General features: G+C 69.0%; 15 protein-coding genes and 1 pseudogene. 5 read left to right on the plus strand and 11 right to left on the minus strand.

Annotation, left to right across the window (positions count from 1 at the left end):
* Nucleotides 1–5 precede the first annotated feature (5 nt).
* Nucleotides 6–899, plus strand: a complete 894-nt coding sequence (locus ACE101_RS11595; RefSeq protein ID WP_379129327.1) for a fructose bisphosphate aldolase — start codon at nt 6–8, stop codon at nt 897–899.
* Nucleotides 900–1895: 996 nt separating this feature from the next.
* On the opposite strand, the gene ACE101_RS11600 is transcribed toward ACE101_RS11595, so the two are convergent.
* A complete protein-coding gene (locus tag ACE101_RS11600; RefSeq protein WP_379129329.1) occupies nt 1896–2216 on the minus strand; it encodes a hypothetical protein in 321 nt (106 codons plus the stop codon).
* An 80-nt stretch (nt 2217–2296) separates the two neighbouring features.
* Here ACE101_RS11600 and ACE101_RS11605 point away from each other — a divergent pair, with 80 nt between their 5' ends.
* Both ACE101_RS11605 and ACE101_RS11610 read left to right on the plus strand, forming a co-directional pair.
* The gene (locus tag ACE101_RS11605) at nt 2297–2590 is read left to right on the plus strand and encodes a hypothetical protein (RefSeq protein ID WP_379129332.1); all 294 of its coding nucleotides are present in this window, start codon (nt 2297–2299) and stop codon (nt 2588–2590) included.
* 291 nt (nt 2591–2881) lie between these two features.
* Nucleotides 2882–3040: pseudogene (locus tag ACE101_RS11610) on the plus strand (IS5/IS1182 family transposase); the annotation flags it as partial.
* Nucleotides 3041–3174: 134 nt separating this feature from the next.
* On the opposite strand, the gene ACE101_RS11615 reads toward ACE101_RS11610, so the two are convergent.
* The 5 genes from ACE101_RS11615 to ACE101_RS11635 all read right to left on the minus strand — a co-directional run bounded on the left by ACE101_RS11615 (nt 3175) and on the right by ACE101_RS11635 (nt 9155).
* Nucleotides 3175–4098, minus strand: coding sequence for a ketopantoate reductase family protein (locus ACE101_RS11615; RefSeq protein WP_379129335.1), 924 nt, complete (start codon nt 4096–4098; stop codon nt 3175–3177).
* Between the two features lie 130 nt (nt 4099–4228).
* The gene (locus ACE101_RS11620; RefSeq protein WP_379129337.1) at nt 4229–4702 is read right to left on the minus strand and encodes a MarR family winged helix-turn-helix transcriptional regulator; all 474 of its coding nucleotides are present in this window, start codon (nt 4700–4702) and stop codon (nt 4229–4231) included.
* Nucleotides 4703–5318: 616 nt separating this feature from the next.
* Nucleotides 5319–6473: an adenylate/guanylate cyclase domain-containing protein gene (locus tag ACE101_RS11625; RefSeq protein WP_379129339.1), complete on the minus strand. Its 1155-nt coding sequence runs from the start codon at nt 6471–6473 to the stop codon at nt 5319–5321.
* A gap of 10 nt (nt 6474–6483) precedes the next feature.
* Nucleotides 6484–6852, minus strand: coding sequence for a response regulator (locus ACE101_RS11630; protein ID WP_379129341.1), 369 nt, complete (start codon nt 6850–6852; stop codon nt 6484–6486).
* Complete coding sequence (locus ACE101_RS11635; RefSeq protein WP_379129344.1) at nt 6852–9155, minus strand: ATP-binding protein; 2304 nt, start codon at nt 9153–9155, stop codon at nt 6852–6854. The genes ACE101_RS11630 and ACE101_RS11635 overlap by 1 nt, the downstream gene beginning before the upstream one ends.
* Nucleotides 9156–9343: 188 nt before the next feature.
* Between ACE101_RS11635 and ACE101_RS11640 the strand changes: the two genes are divergently transcribed.
* A complete protein-coding gene (locus tag ACE101_RS11640) occupies nt 9344–10027 on the plus strand; it encodes a Crp/Fnr family transcriptional regulator (RefSeq protein WP_379129347.1) in 684 nt (227 codons plus the stop codon).
* 6 nt (nt 10028–10033) lie between these two features.
* On the opposite strand, the gene ACE101_RS11645 is transcribed toward ACE101_RS11640, so the two are convergent.
* A complete protein-coding gene (locus ACE101_RS11645; RefSeq protein ID WP_379129349.1) occupies nt 10034–11797 on the minus strand; it encodes an SUMF1/EgtB/PvdO family nonheme iron enzyme in 1764 nt (587 codons plus the stop codon).
* 263 nt (nt 11798–12060) lie between these two features.
* Between ACE101_RS11645 and ACE101_RS11650 the strand changes: the two genes are divergently transcribed.
* Nucleotides 12061–12957 (plus strand): DUF4399 domain-containing protein, encoded by an 897-nt coding sequence (locus ACE101_RS11650; RefSeq protein WP_379129352.1) that lies wholly within the window; start codon nt 12061–12063, stop codon nt 12955–12957.
* Nucleotides 12958–13519: 562 nt separating this feature from the next.
* On the opposite strand, the gene ACE101_RS11655 is transcribed toward ACE101_RS11650, so the two are convergent.
* The 4 genes from ACE101_RS11655 to ACE101_RS11670 form a co-directional block, all read right to left on the minus strand.
* Entirely contained in the window at nt 13520–14872 is a 1353-nt protein-coding gene (locus tag ACE101_RS11655) for an HlyD family type I secretion periplasmic adaptor subunit (RefSeq protein WP_379129355.1), read from the minus strand.
* A 192-nt stretch (nt 14873–15064) separates the two neighbouring features.
* Nucleotides 15065–16054 (minus strand): M23 family metallopeptidase, encoded by a 990-nt coding sequence (locus ACE101_RS11660; protein WP_379129358.1) that lies wholly within the window; start codon nt 16052–16054, stop codon nt 15065–15067.
* A gap of 123 nt (nt 16055–16177) precedes the next feature.
* Nucleotides 16178–17917 carry a type I secretion system permease/ATPase gene (locus tag ACE101_RS11665; RefSeq protein WP_379129360.1) on the minus strand — a complete coding sequence of 580 codons (1740 nt, stop codon included), beginning with the start codon at nt 17915–17917 and terminating at the stop codon, nt 16178–16180.
* 281 nt (nt 17918–18198) lie between these two features.
* Nucleotides 18199–19017 (minus strand): calcium-binding protein, encoded by an 819-nt coding sequence (locus ACE101_RS11670; protein ID WP_379129363.1) that lies wholly within the window; start codon nt 19015–19017, stop codon nt 18199–18201.
* Nucleotides 19018–19489 lie beyond the last annotated feature (472 nt).

The following is a 19489-nucleotide window of genomic DNA, read 5'->3' on the forward strand; positions in this document are numbered from 1 at the left end:
GGACCATGTTCGACAGCGAAATGGCAGCTCGGGTCTCAGGACAGGGCTTCTTCGCCGCACTCGACCAGAGTGGAGGATCCACCCCGGGCGCGCTGCGCCTCTACGGCATCCCCGACGACGCCTATCACGGCGAGGCCGAGATGTTCGCTCTGATCCACGAGATGCGGATGCGCGTCATGACGGCGCCCGCGTTCACGGGTTCCAAGGTGGTGGGTGCCATCCTGTTCGAGAGAACGATGGATGCGACCGCGGCAGGCAAGCCCATTCCAAGCTATCTCTGGCAGGATCGCGGCGTGGTCCCGTTCCTCAAGGTCGACAAAGGCCTCGCCGTGGAGGCGAATGGGGTTCGCCTCATGAAACCGATATCGGATCTTGAGCCGCTCCTCGTGCGCGCCGCCGCACTCGGCGTATTCGGCACGAAGATGCGCTCGGTCATCACCTTGCCCGACCGCGACGGGATCGCATCCGTGGTGAGACAGCAGTTCGACATCGCCCTTCAAATCGCCTCGCACGGCCTCATGCCGATCGTGGAGCCAGAAATCCTGATCGGGAGCCCCGACAAGCGACGTGCGGAAGCGATCCTCCTGGAGGAACTGACGACTGCTCTCGACGCGATCCCTGCCGGGACGCCGGTCATGTTGAAGCTCACCCTTCCCGACGTCCCGGACCTGTTTGCGCCGCTGACCGTCCATCCGCGGGTCGCGCGGGTGTTGGCTCTGTCGGGCGGCTACTCACGAGCCGAGGCCTGCCGGCGGCTTGCTGCCAATCATGGGGTGATCGCGAGCTTCTCGCGCGCGTTGATCGAGGACTTGACCGCCTCGATGAGCGATGCCGAGTTCGATGCGGCACTCACGAAGGCGATCGACGAAATTTACACGGCATCGGTGGAGAAGGCGTAGCGTCTGGAACCTGCCCTTATACTGAAAACTGCTTAATGCAGCTCCCTTCCTCGCGGCCTGGTCTCGGCCGCGAGCGGCCGAGTCGAAGCCCGCTGCCCCGGATGCCGAGGACGGTCTGCTGGCGCGCATGGAATTCGCAGTTCCAATCCCGCCTGAAATCTCGGGCAAGCATGATGATGCAGACTCCGGTATTCGGGCTCAGGCTTGACGAGAGGCACTGGCGACCGAGGTGGTTCGCGACCAAACAGGCCGCATCAGCGGTTCTGGCCCCCGCATCCGTGGACGTGCTGCGCCTCCCCTGGCGGCCGCCGCGAACAGGGGCTCGAAAACTCCGGGCTTGCGGACGCCGCCTTCCGGGGAAGCAGAATGCGACGCACCGCGCGGATCTCGGCTCTCCACAAGCAGGAGCGGCCTGTGTCGGGCGGCGCGCAGCACCGGAAGGCAGTCATACGGTTTCCGGATGATCGCTTTTCGCGATGCGGAAACCGGCCTCGCTCAGGCGCCGCGCGGGCTCGTGATACGGTTTCCGAAAGTGATCTTCCGGAAACCGTATCACATCGGACGAATAGCTGCCGCGTGAAACTTCGACGGGAAAGCTGCCCGCTCGTGGTTCGCGCAACAAGATGGCGGCCTCGATCGCACGGTCATTTCACGCGGTATGCGGATCTGAATTCTTCAGGAGAGTACTTGCGCCCCGAGGGATCCTTTATCGCGACATCATCGAATTTTTGCCTGCGCAAATAATTCGCTCTGTCCAGAGCCTCACCAACCGTCTCGCAGGGCGTTGCGATTCCACCTACGGGGGCTCGGGCTGTCACCAGGAAATACATCGACGCCTCCACCATGCCGGTGTAGATCGATGCATCTTCTCACGTGATGTTCCCTGAATGCGCGAACCATTTCGGGTTACATGAGCCGGCCGCGCCAGCCGGATCACCGCCCGGCAGAGTTGAAGGGCGGCGATCCTTCGGCTCCTGTGACGAGGGAGTGATGGATTTACTGGCCGCCGCCGTCCTCGCCGCCACCGCCGCCGAGGTTGGGGATGCCCCGCTCAGTGCTGTTGGAGTTCGAGGTGATCGCCGTGTCGGTCGCGAAATTGTCGGCGCCGAGGCCGCTTTGCTCCACAACCTCATCGGCGCCCGGGCCGGAATTCTCGGGGCTCCCTGGCACTCCCTGGACAATTTTCTCCTGACCGAAGAAGGGAGTGGTAACTCTATGCGGCCCAATCTCGCGGATTGGGGCAGGATTGTCTCCTGATTGCGCGACAGCGGGAACGATAAGCGCCAGCGCGAAACCAGCCAGAAACAGGTATTTCATCTGCATCTCCGGGTCCAATTCCGCCAGCCTTAGGTCTGAGCGGGCATCATCAACCTAGATCTACATGGCGAATTGACGACATGAGTCGCAACTTCGTGATGATCGTCCGTATTCAAACGTCATGCTGGCCTCGCCAGCAGGATCGCGGTCCGCCCCGCCATGCGCATCCGGGCGCCGATCACGACGCCTTTCGCGATCGACAGCATCCGGGCATGGGGTCGTTCGGGCACGCGGTGACGGCGGTGTTCCGCTCGTCGCCGGAGACCTGCTTGCGCTCGTCCGGTTCGCCGATCGTGGGCGTGCCGGGCATGCCGGCACTCGAGCCTCGGGGGCCGGCAACCGGGAAGGGCAGCGGGCCGGGGACGGTGGAATGACGGGAGGCCCGGCCCGCTGGTGATGGTGCGTGTATCCTCTGAGCATCGTGGAGGCACACAGCGACACGCGCCCTGTATGGTGCCAGCCGGACCGGTCGTCGTTCACTCAGGTGGAGCGTGGCTCGACGCCATCAACGCCACCCCCGCCCGAACTCCCATACCGCCACGCCTCGTCCGCGCCCTGGCTCGTTCCGCGGGCACCTCCACGGATGCACCCGCAGGGGCTCGGACGTGACTTCGTACACCGAGACGAGCCCGACGGGTTGCAGTCGCGATGCGCAAGCCGCGCGCTCGGGCGGCGTGGGAGCGGAGGGCGAGCGCGGCGATTCCAGCCCGGCGCGTCGCCGGGCGCAAGCGCCACGCGCTGGCCGACACGGAGGGCCGTCTGCTCCTGGCCGGGGTCTCGCGGCTGACCCGCACGACAGCCAGAGCGGTGTCGCGTTACTGCGCCCGGAGGAACTCGGTGCCGCTGAGCGTCACATCGAACCAGGCCTCGACCGCCTCACCGCTCATGACGCGTCGCTGTCTCGGATGCGCCCACCGACCGGGCCGTCAGCCGCCTGGACGCGGCCTCGGCACACCCATCACGGTTGGGCGACCCTGTTCTGGTACACCGTGAGGTGCGCGTAGGCAGCCGCGAGCAGGGGGGTGGTGACCCCGGCCTCCGCGGCGGAGCGCACGAGGTCGCCGATGATGGTCTCGACCTCGATCAGCCGCCCCTTCTGAAGGTCGCGGTACATCGACGAGGTCAGGGGCGAGGCCTTCGCGGTCAGTTGGTCGCGCGCAGCCGACAGAAATTCTTCGGATGGAGCGGTGCCAACCGCCCGCACCGTCGCGACGGCCTCGTCGATGACCGCGAGCGCGAAGGCTGGGCCGCCGGGCGCGACCTCAATCTCCCCGATCGATCCCCGCATCAGGCACGTGATGGCCCCGAGGGACGCCAGCAGGATCCACTTCTCCCACATCTCGCGCCGGATCTCACCAGACAGCCTCGGCGCGAGACCTCCCCCATGCATGAAGTCGTGGAGCGCCCGGATGCGAGGCGTGTCGCGGCCGTCGAGTTCCCCATAGGCGAGGTCCTGGAGCGGCGTAAGCTGGACCACGCGTCCCTCCTCATCGAGGATCGTCGCAATCTTGAGGGCGCAGCCGACCACGTTCTCAGGGGAGAAGCGCTGCGCCAGGGTCTCCATGTGGCGCATGCCGTTCAGCACAGGCAGGATCATCGTCTGCGGCCCGACCGCCGGGCGCAGGTCGCTCAGCGCCGCGTCGAGCTGATAGCCCTTGACCGACAACAGGACGGCGTCGAAGGGCGCATCGATCGTATCGGCCGTCGCGAGTTGTGGTTCGAGCGTCGCGTCGCCGTGCGGGCTCACGATCCTCAGCCCCGTCTGCCGGAGCTGACCGGCGCGCGCCGGGCGGACCAGGAAGGTGACGTCCCGCCCGGCTTGAGCCAGCCGGCCTCCGATGTACCCGCCGGTCGAGCCGGCCCCAACGACGAGCAAGCGCATGCTGGTCTCCTGCTGCGAGTAGGCGGGTTCGCGCTCTGACGCCGGCTGTCCGGGCGCAGGCCGGTGCGTGACGAAGCGAGGCGCCGCCGCACGCGATTTAAGGGCAATTGCCCATAAATGGCAATTCCGGTCAGCGATGCGCTTGGCCAGACGCCTCCGACGCCGGGTTTGTGGTGGATCTGAGTTCGATGGCCGTGACTTGGCGCATCACGGCCCGCAGCGTGGCCGCCTCGTCGTGGCCGAAGCGTGTTCGGAACCGGTCCTCGGCAGTTTTCCAGAGAGGCCTCGCCGAAGCGAGGAGCACGTTGCCCTCCGGGGTGAGCGCCACGACGCGCTTGCGGCCATCCTTCTTCGACACGCGGATCGTCACGAGACCGCGCTGCTCCAGCGGACGCACGAGGTGCCCGAGCGTTGAGCGATCCATCACAAGGAGGCTCGCAAGATCCTGGATCGGCAGTTCCCCGTTCCGATCGAGCTTGGCCAGGATAGAATACTGATTGAGGCCGAGGCCGACTGGCGCCAGAACCTCATCATAGAGACGAGTGAGGTGCCGGGCGGCCTGCCGCAGAGCGGAGCAACTGCAGATCTCCGGCAGTGCGTTCATTCCTACTCCTCTCCCATTGACGGCCTGTCTCGCGAATCCCGCAAGATGAGGGCAATTACCCCTGGAAGCAAGAGATCGAGATCCGCACGTTATCCCGACGAGCATGGACATCTCGGCTGGCGCTGACTCGCGACGGGACGCTCCCGGCTTCGTTCAGGCGCCGGCGTGACAGAGATAGATGTGCGCCGCCGCGCGCGGCGGCGGCCAGTGCGAGGTCGCGCGGCGCCACGCCGCGGACCGGGAATGGGGCGCCCGCTTCGTCGGCAGCGTGCGTGACGGCGACATGCCCGTCGATCGGCAGTCCGAGACGACCGGCGTCGGGGCGCTCGCCCCCGCCTATCAGGGCGAGCGCTTCCGGGCATGGCTCGATCTGCCGGCGCAGGCCGACCGCTTGATTCCTGATCTGCCGCAGGTTCTTGTCGCAAAACCGGCGACCGCCTTTGCGAACCCTGCTCGAAAACCGAGACGGGGAGAAGGACGGCGCGGCGGTCCCGATTCGACTCGGGGACCGGCCTTGCCGGCCGAAACCCGATGCGAGAGGGGCGGGGGCGGGCTCACGGTTCAGCCGCCGCCTCGGTCGGGTCTGCAACCGGTGAAGGCTTGGCGCGGGCATCGATCAGGTGCCGGATCCATCCGCCGACAGGGCCACGAGCTCGAAGGCCGGGACCTCGCGCCGGAAGCCCTTGAGCGTGAGGTTTCCCAGGGGTCTCGCCTCGGCGACGGCTTCGACGGCACTCAGCACGGGCCGGCTCACCACGATCTGCCCCGCCTGGGCCGCGCCGCAGAGACGGGAGGCCAGATTGGTGACGCTGCCGACGGCCCCGTACTCGAAGCGCCCCTCGAACCCGATCTGACCCAGCGTCGCATAGCCCCTGGCCAGGCCGAGCCCGACGCCGATCGTGTGACCGCGCGCCTCCCACTGCTCGGACAGCAGACCGACCTTCTCGCGCAGCGCGAAGGCCATCCGCACCGCGCGCTCGGTATGGTCCGGGCAGGGGCATGGATCGTTGAAGAAGACCATGATGCCGTCGCCGGCGAAATGCTCCAAGGTTCCCTCGTAGCGGAACACGGTCTCGCCGACGGTCGCGTGATACTCGCGCAGGACCTGGAACACCTCCTCGGGGGCGGCCGAATCCGTGAAGGCCGTGAAGCCGCGCAGGTCGCAGAACACCACCGTGATCTCACGCCGGTGCGCCGCCAGGAGCGCGTGGCCGTCGCGGTCGGCGGCCACGAGATCGGCGATCTGAGGCGAGAGGAAGCGCCGCAGCCGCCCGATCCGCTGGAGTTCGGCGGCCTTCACGGCGACCTGGCTCTCGAGGCTGCGGTTCACCTCGGCGAGGGCCGCTTTCTGCGCCGCAAGCTCGCGCGACTGCGCCCGCACCGTATCGGTCAGCGCCTTGAGGCGCAGCATCGAGCGGACCCGCGCCATCAGGGCCGCGTGCTCGTAGGGCTTGGTCAGGTACTCGTCCGCGCCGGCATCGAGGCCCTCGACCAGGTCGCGCGTCTCCGCACGGGCGGTGAGCAGCACGACGGGCACGTAGCGCAGCGCGTCATCGGCCTTGAGGCGGCGCAGGACATCCAGCCCGCTGAGGCGGGGCATCATCACGTCGAGGAGGATGAGGTCCGGCGGATGGGCGGCCGCCTGCGCGAGGGCCGTCTCGCCGTCCGGCGCCGTCCCGACATGGTAGCCCTGCGCCTCCAGGCGGACGCGCAGGATCTCCAGATTCTCAAGGCTGTCGTCGACCGCCAGGATGTGCGCCGGCACGGCCATCCGCTCCGCGTCAGGCTTCGACGAGCATCTGGCGCACGAGGCTCAGCACCTTGCGCGGGCTGAACGGCTTGGCGACGTAGCCGTCGCAGCCCGCCGCCAGCGCCCGATCCTCGTCCCCCGACAGGGCGTAGGAGGTCACGGCGACGACCGGGATGTGGCGGGTGGCGGGATCCGCCTTCAGGCGGCGCGCGGCCTCGTAGCCGTCGATCACCGGGAGCTGGATGTCCATCAGGATGAGGTCGGGCTGCTCGGTCTGGGCCGCCTCGACGCCGCGCCGCCCATCCGGGGCCTCGACGATGCCGTAGCCGGCGGCGGTGAGAAGGTCGCGCAGGATGCGCCGGTTGTCCTCCGTGTCCTCGACGATCAGGATCCGTTTCATCAGGCCGCCTCCCTCTCGATCTGCGTGCGGATCGGGAGGGTCACCCGGAAGACCGCGCCCTGTCCGACTTCCGATTGGACCTCGATCCGGCCGCCATGCAGGAGGACGAGCCGGCGCGCGATCGAGAGACCGAGCCCCGTGCCGCCCTGCTGGCGCGTGCTTGAACTGTCGACCTGCTGGAACTCGTCGAAGATGCGCGCCTGATCGGCGGGCGAGATGCCGGGCCCGGTGTCGGACACCGTGATGACGAAGCTCGCATCCACGGCCCGGGCGGCGATCTCGACGGAGCCGGATTGCGTGAACTTGATGGCGTTCCCCACGAGATTCATGAGCACCTGCGTGAGGCGCCGCTCGTCGCCCTGTCCGATCGGCAGGGTCTGCGGGATGTCGAGCTTCAGCGCGAGCCCCTTCGCCTCGGCGAGCGAGGCCGCGGCCAAGTTCACCGACTCGATCAGGGCGCCGAGCGCGTAGTCCTGAACGTTGAGGACCAGGAGACCGGCCTCGATCTTCGTGAAATCGAGGACGTCGTTGATCAGGCTCAGCAGGTGGCGGCCGTTGATCTGGATCCGCTCCAGGGCTTCGCTGGCCTTCTCGCTCAGCGGTCCGTAGAGGCCGTCGGCGAGGAGTTCCGAGTAGCCCAGCACCGCGTTGAGCGGCGTGCGGAGTTCATGGCTCATATTGGCGAAGAACTGCGTCTTGTGGAGGTCGGCTGCGGCGAGCTGCCGGCCCTTCTCGTCCACCTCCCGGAAGAGGCGCGCGTTGCGGATCGCGAGGGCGGCCTGATGCGCGAAGGTATGCAGGACGTGGTCCGAACTCCGCGGGGGAGCGGCGCCGTCGCGGGCCAGCAGCAGGAGGAAACCGAGACGGCCGTCGCTGTCGGCGAGGGTGATCAGCGTGGCCGCGCAAAATCCGTCCGCCACCCTCGCCGGAAATCCGCCGATCATGGTCAGATCGCGGATGCGGACGACCTCACCGGTGTCGTCGCCGGTCCCCGCGAGGGCATTCTCGGGCAGCGTCCCGCTGATCGCGCCGGCAGGCAGGCCATGGCTGCCGGCGAGGCGGAACGCGTTGTCGGGGCCCTCGACGAGGTAGACCGCGCTGGCCTCGGACCCCGCGAGGGCGGCGGCCCGCGCGGTGATCGCCTTGACGACGTCGTCGATCTGCAACGAGGCGACGATGGCCCGGCCGGTTTCCTCGAGGGCGCGCAGCTCGTTGACCGACTGGGCGAGATCGTGCGTCTGACGCCGGATCTCGCTCTCGAGGCGCGCGTAGGAGGTCGAGAGCGCATCCGCCATGTCGTTGAAGCGCGTCGCCAGCGCCTCGAACTCGTCGCCCGTGCGCACGGCGATGCGGTGCTCGAAGCGGTTCGCCGCGAAGTGCTCGGCCCCGGCATGGAGCGCGCGGATCGGCACCAGCATGCGGCGGGCCAAGAGCAGGCTGGCGCAGATCGCCACGATCAGGCCGACCGCGAGAAGCCAGACGAGACGGATCAGGAGGTCGCGCAGGGGGGCGAGCGCCTCGTTGAGGGGCTGCTCGACGATGAGCGAGGCCGGCAGCACGCCGAGATCGTGCTGCGTGGCCAGGACCGGCCGGCCCGCCGCATCATAGGCATAGGTCGCCGGACCGGGGGCCAGCAGCGTGAGCCGGTCGCCCACCGCATGGGGGCTGCCCTCCGAACGGGCGACGACGAACCCGTCCCGCGTGACGAGATCGGCGTAGCTCCCGGCCCCCGCGGTGGAGGCGGGGAGGCTCTCCGCCAGGGCGGCGAGCCTGACGCGCGCAAGCGTGGCGCCGGTTCCCGCGGCCGGGTGGGGCAGCAGGAGATTCGCATAGATCTCGCCGCCGACGATCTGGAGGTCCTGGAAACCGCGCCGCTGCGGCGCGGACCCGAAATCGCTCGGAACCGCGTGTCCCGGGCTGTTCGCCCGCCGGGCCCGGACGCGCTCGCGGCCCTCGTCGTCGATGAAGGCGAGCGCGAGGACGATCGGCGTCTGGTCGAGGAGCGCGATGTAGTCCTCACGGTGCTGAGCCAAGCTCTGGGCGCTCGCGCGCGTGACCCAGCCCACCTGCCGCTCGATCTCGGCGAGCCGCTCCTCGACGGAAGCGGCCGCCTGGGCCGCGTAGGCCGACTGGACATGGGCGACACGCGCGACGGTCTCCCGGTACAAGAACCATGTCTCGACGGCCGCATTGATCGCCAGAACCAGGGCGACGAGGCTGACGAGCGTGAGCACGTACTTGCGGAACAGGCTGCCCTGCCAGGACAGGCTCGGCGCCGACGAGAGGACGCCCTGCGCCCGCATCAGCAGGCTCCGCAAGGCCGGGCCGGCATCGACGGCCGGCACCGGCCGCGGATGACGCGGGCCACGATCGAACAGGTCAGAACGAACATTTGTTAATCGCAACCATGCGGCAATCGCGATCAAGAATTTGCACAGTAACCGAGTTTCGCGCGAGAATCTGCCTCTCTCCTGGGCTAGGGATCGCGATCATGTCCAACGGCTCCGGTTTCGGTCTGCTCCTGCGCTTGAATCCCCTGTTCTCCGACCTCGGGCCCGCGGTGATCGACTGCCTCGCAGGGCTGACGACCACGCGCACGGTCCGGGCCGGCGAGATCCTGTTCCAGGTCGGCGATCCCGGTGACGCCCTCTACGGCGTCCGGCGCGGCGAGGTCCGCATCGAGACGGGAACCGAGTCCGGACGGCGGATCGTGCTCAACAGCCTCGGCGCCGGAGACCTGTTCGGCGAGATCGCGCTTCTCGACGGGCGCGAGCGCACGGCCGATGCGGTAGCCTCGGTGGCGAGCGAGGTCTACGTCCTGCGGCGCTCGGACCTTCTCGCCTATCTCGCGCGCGAGCCCGACGTGGCCATCCGGCTGATCGGCCTGCTCTGCAACCGGATCCGCTACATCGCCGGACAGATGACCGAGATGGCGACGCTCTCGCTCGGCGCGCGGCTCGCCCGCCGCCTGACCGTCCTGGCCGAGGATTTCGGCAACGAGATCCAGATCTCGCAGGAGCAACTGGGGGCCTATGTGGGCGGCACCCGCGAGAGCGTGAACCGCCAATTGCAGGTCTGGCGCCGCGCCGGTCTGCTCGATCTCCGCCGCGGATGCGTCGTCCTGCGCGATGCCGAGGCGCTGGCCCGGGCGGCGCAGGAATCCCCCTGCGCGTGACCGGCCTCACGGCACCGTGCGCACCACCCGGAAGCCGTTGGCGAAGTAGCGGACATCGGCGTCGTAGCGGAAGCGCGCGGCGGGCTTCACGTAGGCGGCGGCGCTGTCGAACGAGCCGCCGCGCAGGACGCGCTGGCTGCACGTCCCGGTCAGCCAGGCCGAACCGTCCTGCGGGGCGCCCCGGTAGGATTCGTTCCAGCAATCCTCGACCCATTCGGCCGCGTTGCCGGCCATGTCGAAGAGCCCGAAGCCGTTCGGAGGAAAGCTCGCGACGCCGGTCGGCCCCCGGCCCGCAACCCGGCTGCATTCCCGGCAATTGGCCTTGCCCTCACCGACCTGAGCCCCCCAGGGGAAGGCGGTGTTCGCGCCGCCGCGGGCCGCGTATTCCCATTCGGCCTCGCTCGGCAGGCGGTAGGTCTGGTGCGTTCTCGCGCTGAGCCACGCCACGTATTCCTTGGCGTCGAACCAGCTCACATTCGTGATCGGGTGCGTGCCGGACTGCTCCTCCGCCGGGTTCGGCCGGTACTTGCAGGCCCCGGCCTCGACGCAGCTGCGCCACTCGTCGACGCTCGTCTCCCGGCGGGCGATCGCGAACGGGCGGGGGATGGTCACCCGGTGCACGGGGCGATCGAACGGGGACGAAGCCGCGCCCATCTCGAAGGTCCCGGCCCGCACGACGACGAGTTCGGGGCAGCTCTCGCAGTCCCGCAGGCTTTGCCCGACCGGCTGACCGCTCTCCGGCGCCGGCGCCGGGGCCCGGGGGGGCGCCGGGGGCGGCAAGGCCGCGACGGAAGGCGACGCGGCCGCGGGCGGCGGTGTGGGCGGGGGCGGCTGCACGACGGGATCGGCCGGTGGGCGGCGCGCCGGCCGGGCAGGCTCGACCGGGCCGGCGCGGTCCGCCGGGGCGGGGGACGGTGCTGCGGGCGGCGCGACGGCGAAGCGGAACTCCTCGATCAGGGAGGAGGAGATCCAGGGAACGCGCTCCGCCTTCGAGGCGCGCGACACGCCGATCCGGGTATGCGCGAAGGCCTCCTCGGCGGTGATGTTCGGCGCACGCAACTCCTTCCCGAGTTCGCTCACGAACAGGCTGACATCGCCGTCATCCTCGCGCACCACCTTTCCGGGCGGGGCCGAGAACAGGACCAGGCTGCCCTCGGGCGCGTCGACCGGAGCGAGGCCGGCGGACGAGGCGCGGAAGCGGCGCTCGAACGGGTTCTGCCGGGCCGCGTCGACCACGGCGATCTTCACGCGCGCGCCGCGCCGGTTCATCTCGCCCAGGATCGCATCGAGGCTGATGCCGTCCCGGCGAACTTCCGTCTCGGACCAGATCTGCGCATTCACCGGGATCAGGAAGCTCTGGCGCCCGACCTGGATGCCGTAACCACCGAAATAGAACAGTGCGGCGGCGCCCGCGTTGAGCTTGGCGTAGAACGTGTCGAGAGCCGCCTGGACGTCCTCGCGCCGCAAATTCTCGCGCAGATCGACATCGAAGCCGCCACGCCGCAATTCCTCGGCGAGGAGCCGCCCGTCCTTCACGATCGTCGGCAAGGGTCCTTGCGCATCGGGGTAGCGGCTGTTGGCGACGAGGAGAGCGAATCGCCGTCCCGCGCCGATCGGGTTCTCGGCTTGCCCGGGCCGCCCGCCGTGGATCCAGGCGACGAGCGCGAAGAGCGCGAGCAGGACGCGCAGGGCGCCGCCGCGGATGCGGCCGGGCGACCCCTCCCGAGGCTGCGGCTCCGGAGTGTTCCGAGCATCGATTCGTCCCGGCATGAACGATGACCTGCACGCATGTGAACGGACGACCGAGGATTACGGCACATGTGGAATTGATCCGCCCACAACAATCATTCAACCCATGTCCTCGCGCAATTCAAGCCCGGATCCAACGATCACGGGCCAATAATACTTTTTTTCCAATTGCTGCTCCTTCACCATCATCGTACGGATGCTGCACTCGTCCTGCTCGAACCGGACCGGCATCGCCCCCTTCGGGGAGTGCGGGCTCTGATCAGCCCGTGAGCGCGGGAGGCATCGTGACTGATCCGGGGAATCCACTCGCATACGGCTTGGCCGGGGCGGCGCTCGCTCTGCTGCTCACCGCGGGCGCCGTCTGTGCGCAGGAGCGCAAGGGAGGCCCGACGCCGGCCCCACCGGGGGCCGTCGTCTACTTCATCGACCTGAAGGACGGCAGTACGATCCCGCCGAAGGCGACGATCCATTTCGGCCTGCGGAACATGGGAGTGGCGCCGGCGGGCTCCGACCGTCCCAATTCCGGGCACCATCATCTTCTCATCGACGTGCCGATGCCGGCGCCCGACCGGCCGATTCCGAACGACTTCAGCCATGTGCATTTCGGCGCCGGCCAGACCGAGGCCGAGGTCGACCTGGCCCCGGGCGAGCACACGCTGCAACTCCTGCTCGCCGACAAGGACCATATCCCGCACAGCCCGCCGGTCGCGTCCGAGGTGATCAAGGTCCGGGTCGCCGCGCAGCCCGCCGCAGCGCCCGCCGCAGCGGTGAGCGGCCCCGTCCAGCAGCGTTCCTCGCCGCCCGGAGCCCGCGTGTACTTCGTTCAGCCGCGCAACGGCGCGGTCGTGGCGCGCAAGACGCTCATCCGCTTCGGCCTGACCGGAATGGGCGTGGCACCGGCTGGCTTCGACAAGGCGAATACGGGCCACCATCACCTGCTGATCGACACCACCCTGCGCTCACTCAACACCCGGATCCCGAACGATTTCGAGCATCTGCATTTCGGCCTCGGTCAGACGGAGGCGCTGGTGACGCTCCCCCTCGGCACGCACAGCCTGCAACTCGTCCTGGCCGATGCCGACCACGTCCCGCATGCGCCGCCGGTGATGTCCGAGGTGATCCGGGTGACCGTCACGCGGACCGGCCGCAAGCCGCGCGCCCACCGCCATCACGGCCGCTAGAGCATCTTCCGACGCAGTGGATCCCGGTTCGTCGCAGACAAGGCGGCAAAATCAAGGACCGAGAGCAGCGTCCGATTGCGATGTGATCGGGCGCTGCTCCAGGCGTCCGCCCGGGCGGTGCATGGCTGTCCGGGGACGAGAAGGGGGCCTCCCGCCTCGTCCGAGGCTCCAAGTGGCTGTTGCGCCAAGTAGCTGTTGCGCCAAGTAGCTGTTGCGCCAAGTGGCTGTTGCGCCTGTGCAAGCCGGAGCCGCAGACAGGAATCCTCGGCAGGAAGGACGACAGGCGTCGCGTCCGATCGGAGGCATTCTCTGCCGCTCCTCATGCTGAGGAGCGGTGTGCCCTCCGGCTCTCTCCCGCCCTCCTCCTGAAGTGCGGGCGAGCGAGGATCGAGGAGCGAAGCGCCCTCGAAGCGGAGGAGGGGAAGTCGGCACGGCCCCCTTGAATCTCTCCCCGGCCCATCGGGACCGGCTCACGGCGCTGGCGCCTCTCGCGGCCCGCTGGCCTCGGGCGCACGTCCGTCATGGGCAGGCACCCGCCGGGGCGGCGGGCGCCGCGCCGTCCTCACTTCTCACGCCACGCCTTGGCGATCTGCTCCATCAGCGGCTTCGTCAGGTAGGACAGGACCGTGCGGTCGCCGGTCTTGAGGAACGCGTCGACCGGCATGCCCGGAACCAGGCGGAGGTCGCCCAGCCGCGCCCGCTCGGCCTCCGGCACCCGGATGCGCGCCTTGTAGAAGCTCTGCCCCGTCTTCTGATCCTGCGTCACGTCCGCCGCCACGCGATCCACGACACCGCTGATCTCGGGCGTCGTGCGCAGGCTGAAGGCCGAGAAGCGCAGGATCGCCGCCTGATCGATGTGGACATGGTCGATGTCCTTGGGCTGGATCCGCACCTCGACGGCGAGTTCGTCGGCCTCCGGCACGATCAGCATCGCCGGCTCGGTCGGCGTGACGAGCCCGCCCACCGTATGCACCGTCATCTGGTGGACGATGCCGTCCTGAGGCGCGCGCAGATCGGTGCGGCGCAGCTGGTCCAGGGCGGCGGTCTGCTTCTCCTCGTATTCCTGCCACTTGCTGCGGATCTCGGCCAGGTCCTTGCTGACCTCGTTGCGCATGTCCTCGTCGATCTGGATGATCTGGAGCTGAACCTCGTTGATCTTGCCCCTGGCCTGCGCCATCGAGGCGTGGAGCTTGCCCCGGTCGCCGTCGAGCCGGGCGGCCTCGCGCTCCAGGTTCGTCAGGCGGGAGATCTGGACGAGGTTCTTCTCCCACAGCTCCCGGATGCCCTGAAGCTCGCGGGTCACGGCCGCGACCTCCCGCGCCTTGGCGGCCATCTGCTCCGTGGTGCCGGCGATCTCCTGCTCGAGCTGCGTGATCCGCTCGCGCAATTGCGACTTCTGGACCTGACGCGTCTTCGCCCGGGCCATGAACAGCCGGGTCTCGCTGTCGATCAGACGGGCCACCGCCTCGTCCGAGGCCCCCCGGGCCTGGAAGTCGGACGGAAAGCTCAGGGCCATGTCGCCGTCGCGCTCGGCCTCCTCGCGGGTCCGCTTGGCGGTCAGGGCGTCGAGGGCGCGCAGCACGATGTCGAGGTTGGCGCGCAGCTGCGTCTCGTCGAGGCGGATCAGGATGTCGCCGGCCTTGACGCGGTCGCCCTCGCGCACCCGCAGCTCGCCGACCGTGCCGCCGATCGGATGCTGGACCTTCTTGACGTCGCTCTCGACGACGAGCTGGCCCGAGGACACGACCGCACCGCCGATCTCGGTGAAGGTCGCCCAGCCACCGATCCCGCCGACCAGGACCGCGCCGATGAGAGCGGTCCAGCGGGCCTGCCGCCGGATCGCCGCGTGAGCCGGATCCGTCCGGGTGGGCGGCGCGGCGGACCGGGCGGAGCTCATCGAGAGGGTGGTCGGCATCACGCGGTCTCCTGTTCTTGATCGTGTTCTTGGGCGTCGTCTTCGGGCGTGATGAGACCTTAGGACGGACAGCCCGCCGCGAACCGTGACGCGCGTCACACTCGCGGGCGCTCGGGCGGGCGCCCCGATGGGGAGGCGGGTCCGGCTCAAGGACGCGCGTGCCGGTTGTAGAAACGCAGCAAGAACAACGATCTAGGGGGGCGGCAGGCGCACGGAGAAGCTGTGCTCGGCGACGCTTCTTCCGGCGCGCAGCAGGCTGAAGGTCGCGACGTAGGTTCCCGCCGGCCAGCCCCCGGCCGGACGCTTCTTGCCCACGAACATCAGAGATTGCGCACGCGGCTTGGCCAGCGGCGGCTGCCGGCCCGCCGAGAGGACGCGGCCGTCGGGCGTTCTGACGACGAGGCTCTGCACGTCGCCGGTATCGAGCCCGATCACCCGCACCCAGGCGACCAGGGCATCGGCCTGCGCGCCGGCCGTTCCGGTCGTCTCCGCCTCGACGGCCGCCATGCTCACCGGCCCGTCGGAGAAGCCGGCGTTGAGGATGGTGCCGGCCTGGTAGGCGAGCGGCCCGCGGAGGGCCTCGTCCCAGAGGCTGTCTCCCGCTCCCGTCCCCGGGCCTTCGGGTGCGAACGGGTCGAGAATCCGTCCGGCGCGGCGGACCGTGAAGTGCAGGTGCGGGAACTCGCTCGCGCCCGAGAGCCCGACCTGGCCGATCTCCTGGCCGGCCGCGACCGCCTCGCCGGGCCGGACCCTGAGGCTGCCCCGGGCGAGGTGGCAATATTGGGTCTCGTAGCCGTCCGGATGGGCCACGACGAGGCCGTTGCCGCACTCGACGCCCTCGACCGACGCGATTCCGCTCTCGCGCACCGAGACGTCCGGCGCATCGTTGCGGATGCGCAGGACGGTGCCGGCCGCCGCGGCCCGCACGCGGCCGAGCGGGCTTGCGGCCGCGACGCCCGAGGTCAGGCGGAAATCGGTCCCGTCGTGCCGGTCGTAGGTCCGCGGTCCGCCCGCGTAGTCGCGCGCCTCGGGACCGGGATCGTGGTCGACATGATGCTGGACGAAGCAGGTCCGGCCGGGCTCGCAGGCGAGCGGCAGCTGCAGGCGGAACGCCTCCGCCCGGACTTCGAGCGAAGCCAGGACGAGGCCGGAGGCGATGAGAAGGATGCGGCGGGCTTGCATGGTTCTGGACCTCGTTCGCGTGTCGTCGGGAGGAAGTGGCCGGGAGGAACTGCGCCGGCCCGCCATCCCGGATCCGGGGAACGCCGGATCTCGGGGGAGGCGGGGCGGCCGGGGAGAGGAGCCTCAGGCGCTCTGCGCGATGGGGGCGGGCACCGGGCGAACGGGCCGGGGCATGGCCGGAGCGTCGGCGCCGCCGGGCCGGCGCAGGACCGCGTCCTTGGGACCGAAGGCCTGCACTTGGCCGTCCTCCATCTTGAGCACCAGGTCGACCCCGGCGAGCGCGCTCATCCGGTGCGCCACCACGATCACCACGCCGCCGCGCGCCCGGATGCCGAGGATCGCCTGCGTCAGGGCCGCGTCGCCCTCGCTGTCGAGGTTGGCGTTCGGCTCGTCGAGCACGACGAGGAACGGCTCGCCGTAGAGGGCGCGGGCCAGGCCGACCCGCTGCCGCTGCCCGCCCGAGAGCCCGCTGCCGCCCTCGCCGAGTTCGGTGTCGTAGCCCTCGGGCAGGCGCTCGATGACGTCGTGGATCCCCGCGGCCTTCGCGGCCGCTTCCACGAGCGCCGGCGTCGCATCCGGGGCGAAACGGGCGATGTTCTCCGCGATCGTGCCGGCGAACAGCGTCACCTCCTGGGGCAGATACCCGATGTGGCGGCCGAGATCGTCCTGCGGCCATTGCTCGATCGAGGTCCCGTCGAGTTCGACCGCGCCCCGCAGCAGCGGCCACACGCCGATCAGGCCGCGGATGAGCGTCGACTTGCCCGATCCGCTCGGGCCGATCACGGCGACGGCCTGTCCGGCCTTCAGGCCGAAGCTGGCGTTGCGGACCGTCGGGCGCTGCGTGCCGCGCGGAGCGATGCTGACGCCGGTCACCTTGAAGACGTGGCACGGCGCGGGCCGGCCGGCCTTGCGGGGCGCGGCGGCCCCCTGCGTGGCCAGGGCCGTCAGCCGCTTCCAGGATTGCTGCGTCGCGACGACCGCCTTCCAGTTCGCGATCGTCGCATCGAGCGGCGCCAGGGCCCGTCCGAGCAGCAGCGAGGAGGCGAGCAGGATGCCGGTGCTGCCGTCGCCGCTGATGACGAGCAGGGCGCTGACGGCGAGCACGCCGGATTGCAGGGCCATGCGCGAGATCTTGGAGAGCGATCCCATGGCCCCGCCGACGTCCGAGACGCGCTGCTGGGCCATCAGGTAGTTCCGGTTGGCCTCGTTCCAGCGGGCGGCGAAATGCGTCTCCATGCCCATGGCGAGGATGACGTCGGCGTTGCGGCAGCCGGCATCCGTGACGACGCTGCGGCGCATGGCGTGGTCGCTCACCACCTTCAGGGGCTTCCGGGTGAGCCGGTCGGCCAGCAGGGTGACCCCGACGAGGAACAGGGCGCCGGTGAGAGCGGTCACGCCGATCAGCGGATGGAAGAGGAAGCAGAGCGCGAAGTAGAGGGGCATCCAGGGCAGGTCGCAGAGCGCGATCGGCGCGGGGCTCGAGAGGAAGCTGCGCAGCTGGTCGAGATCGTGCATCGGCAGATAGCTGCCGCCCGGCGCGGCCCCTTCGCGAGGGCCGTGCACCATGACCTTGAAGACGTGCGGGCTCAGGCCATCGTCCAGGACGGCGGCGAAGCGGGTCAGGATGCGACCGCGCATCGTCTCGAGAACGCCCTGGAAGGCGTAGAGCATCATGGCGAGCACGACGAGCCCGACGAGGGAGGGGACGGAGCGGCTCGGGATGACGTTGTCGCTCACCACCAGCATGAACAGCGAGCCGGTGAGGTAGAGCAGGTTCACGAGGCCGCTGGTCACCAACAGGCTGACGAAGCCCGAGCGGCAGCCCGCGAGCACGGATCCGACGTCTTGAGGGGCGGTCTTCATGGCGTCACTCCGTGCTGAGCTGGATGGGCCTCGGCACCCTCACCGGGCATCGGAACTGTATCGAACCGCCTCCGGCGTTCCGTGATGGGCATCACACGGGAGCCGTCGGGCCGCCGGACCGGTGATCCCATCGGCGCAGGAGGCCGGGTGCCGATCCCGCAGCGGCGGGCCGGATCGAGGCGGACGCTCCGGCGAACGGATCGGCAGACGATGAAAATCCCGCCGGCTCGGCACCGGCGGGACTGTTTCGTGCGGTTCTGCCGATGACCGGCCGCGGTCTCTCAGTAGAACGAGATGTCGCCGTGGGGGTCGCCGCCCTTGACGACGATGTCGTGGAAACCGCTGTCGGTGGAGGAGTTGTAGGTCACGACGAAGTCGCCGTCCTTCTGCCAGATGCTGTACTGGCCCTCGCCCGGTGCGCTGGTGTCGCCGGCATAGGTGTAGTTGCCCTTCAGGAAGATCTGGTCGGCATCGCTGAAGTCCGTGATCGTGTCGGCCTGGCCGGCATAGACGTCCCCGGTGTCGCCGGTCTCGAACTTGAACCAGTCCGCGCCCTCGCCACCCGTCATGGTGTCGACGCCCTTGCCGCCGTACAGATCGTCGTAGCTGCCGCCGCCCGAGAGCGTGTCGTTCCCGTCGCCGCCGTAGAGCTGGTCGTAGCCGTTCTCGCCGGCGAGGTAGTCGTTGCCGGTGCCGCCGTAGATCTTGTCGTTGCCGTCGTAGCCCAGGAGGGTGTCGTTGCCGGCGCCGCCGCTCATGTAGTCGTCACCCGTCCACCCATCGAGGTAGTCGTTGCCGCTCTCGCCGTACATGGAGTCGTTGCCGGCGCCGCCGTCGAGATGGTCGTTGCCGTCGTAGCCCAGGAGGGTGTCGTTCCCGTCCCCGCCATAGAGCTTGTCGTCACCCGTCCAGCCGTCGAGATAGTCGTTGCCGCTCTCGCCGTAGAGCTTGTCGTCACCGGCGCCGCCGTCGAGATGGTCGTTGCCGTTCCAGCCCAGGATGGTGTCGTTGCCGCCCTGCCCATAGGCGGTGTCGTCGCTGTTGCCCTGGCTGATGAAGTCGATGTAGTCGTTTCCGGCCGTTCCGAACTTCGTGGACATGATGAATTCTCCATCTTCTCGATAGATTGATCGGTCTTTGCGAAGGCCCCCAAACTGACGATGACGAACAATGACGTAGAGCGTGTCCTTGCAGGCTCTGGTGTTGTTCGGTCTCGCCTCTCTGCTTGAAGACGAGACATTGATTACGCCAGGGGGTGGATGAGGACTGTGATCGGCATCACACTCGGGGACCAAGCCAAGAGATCCGCTCTTGGGATCCGCTTGTGGGATCCGCTTTTGGGACCGCCCTTGGGCCGCGTGCCTGGACCGGTGCGTGGTCCTTCTGTCCCGAAGGGGTTCCCCGATCGGCCGGCGCCGATGGGTGATGGCGGCGATCCGAGACCGGACGGCGTCCGATCGAAGTCGCGTGAGAACGTGACCGCCACCCGCGCCGCGCGCACCCCGCCCCGGATGATACGGTTTCCGGAAGATCACTTTCGGAAACCGTATCACGAGCCCGCGCGGCGCCTGA

Origin of the sequence: Methylobacterium carpenticola, from assembly GCF_042748905.1 — a bacterium.
Classification (GTDB): Bacteria; Pseudomonadota; Alphaproteobacteria; order Rhizobiales; family Beijerinckiaceae; genus Methylobacterium; species Methylobacterium carpenticola.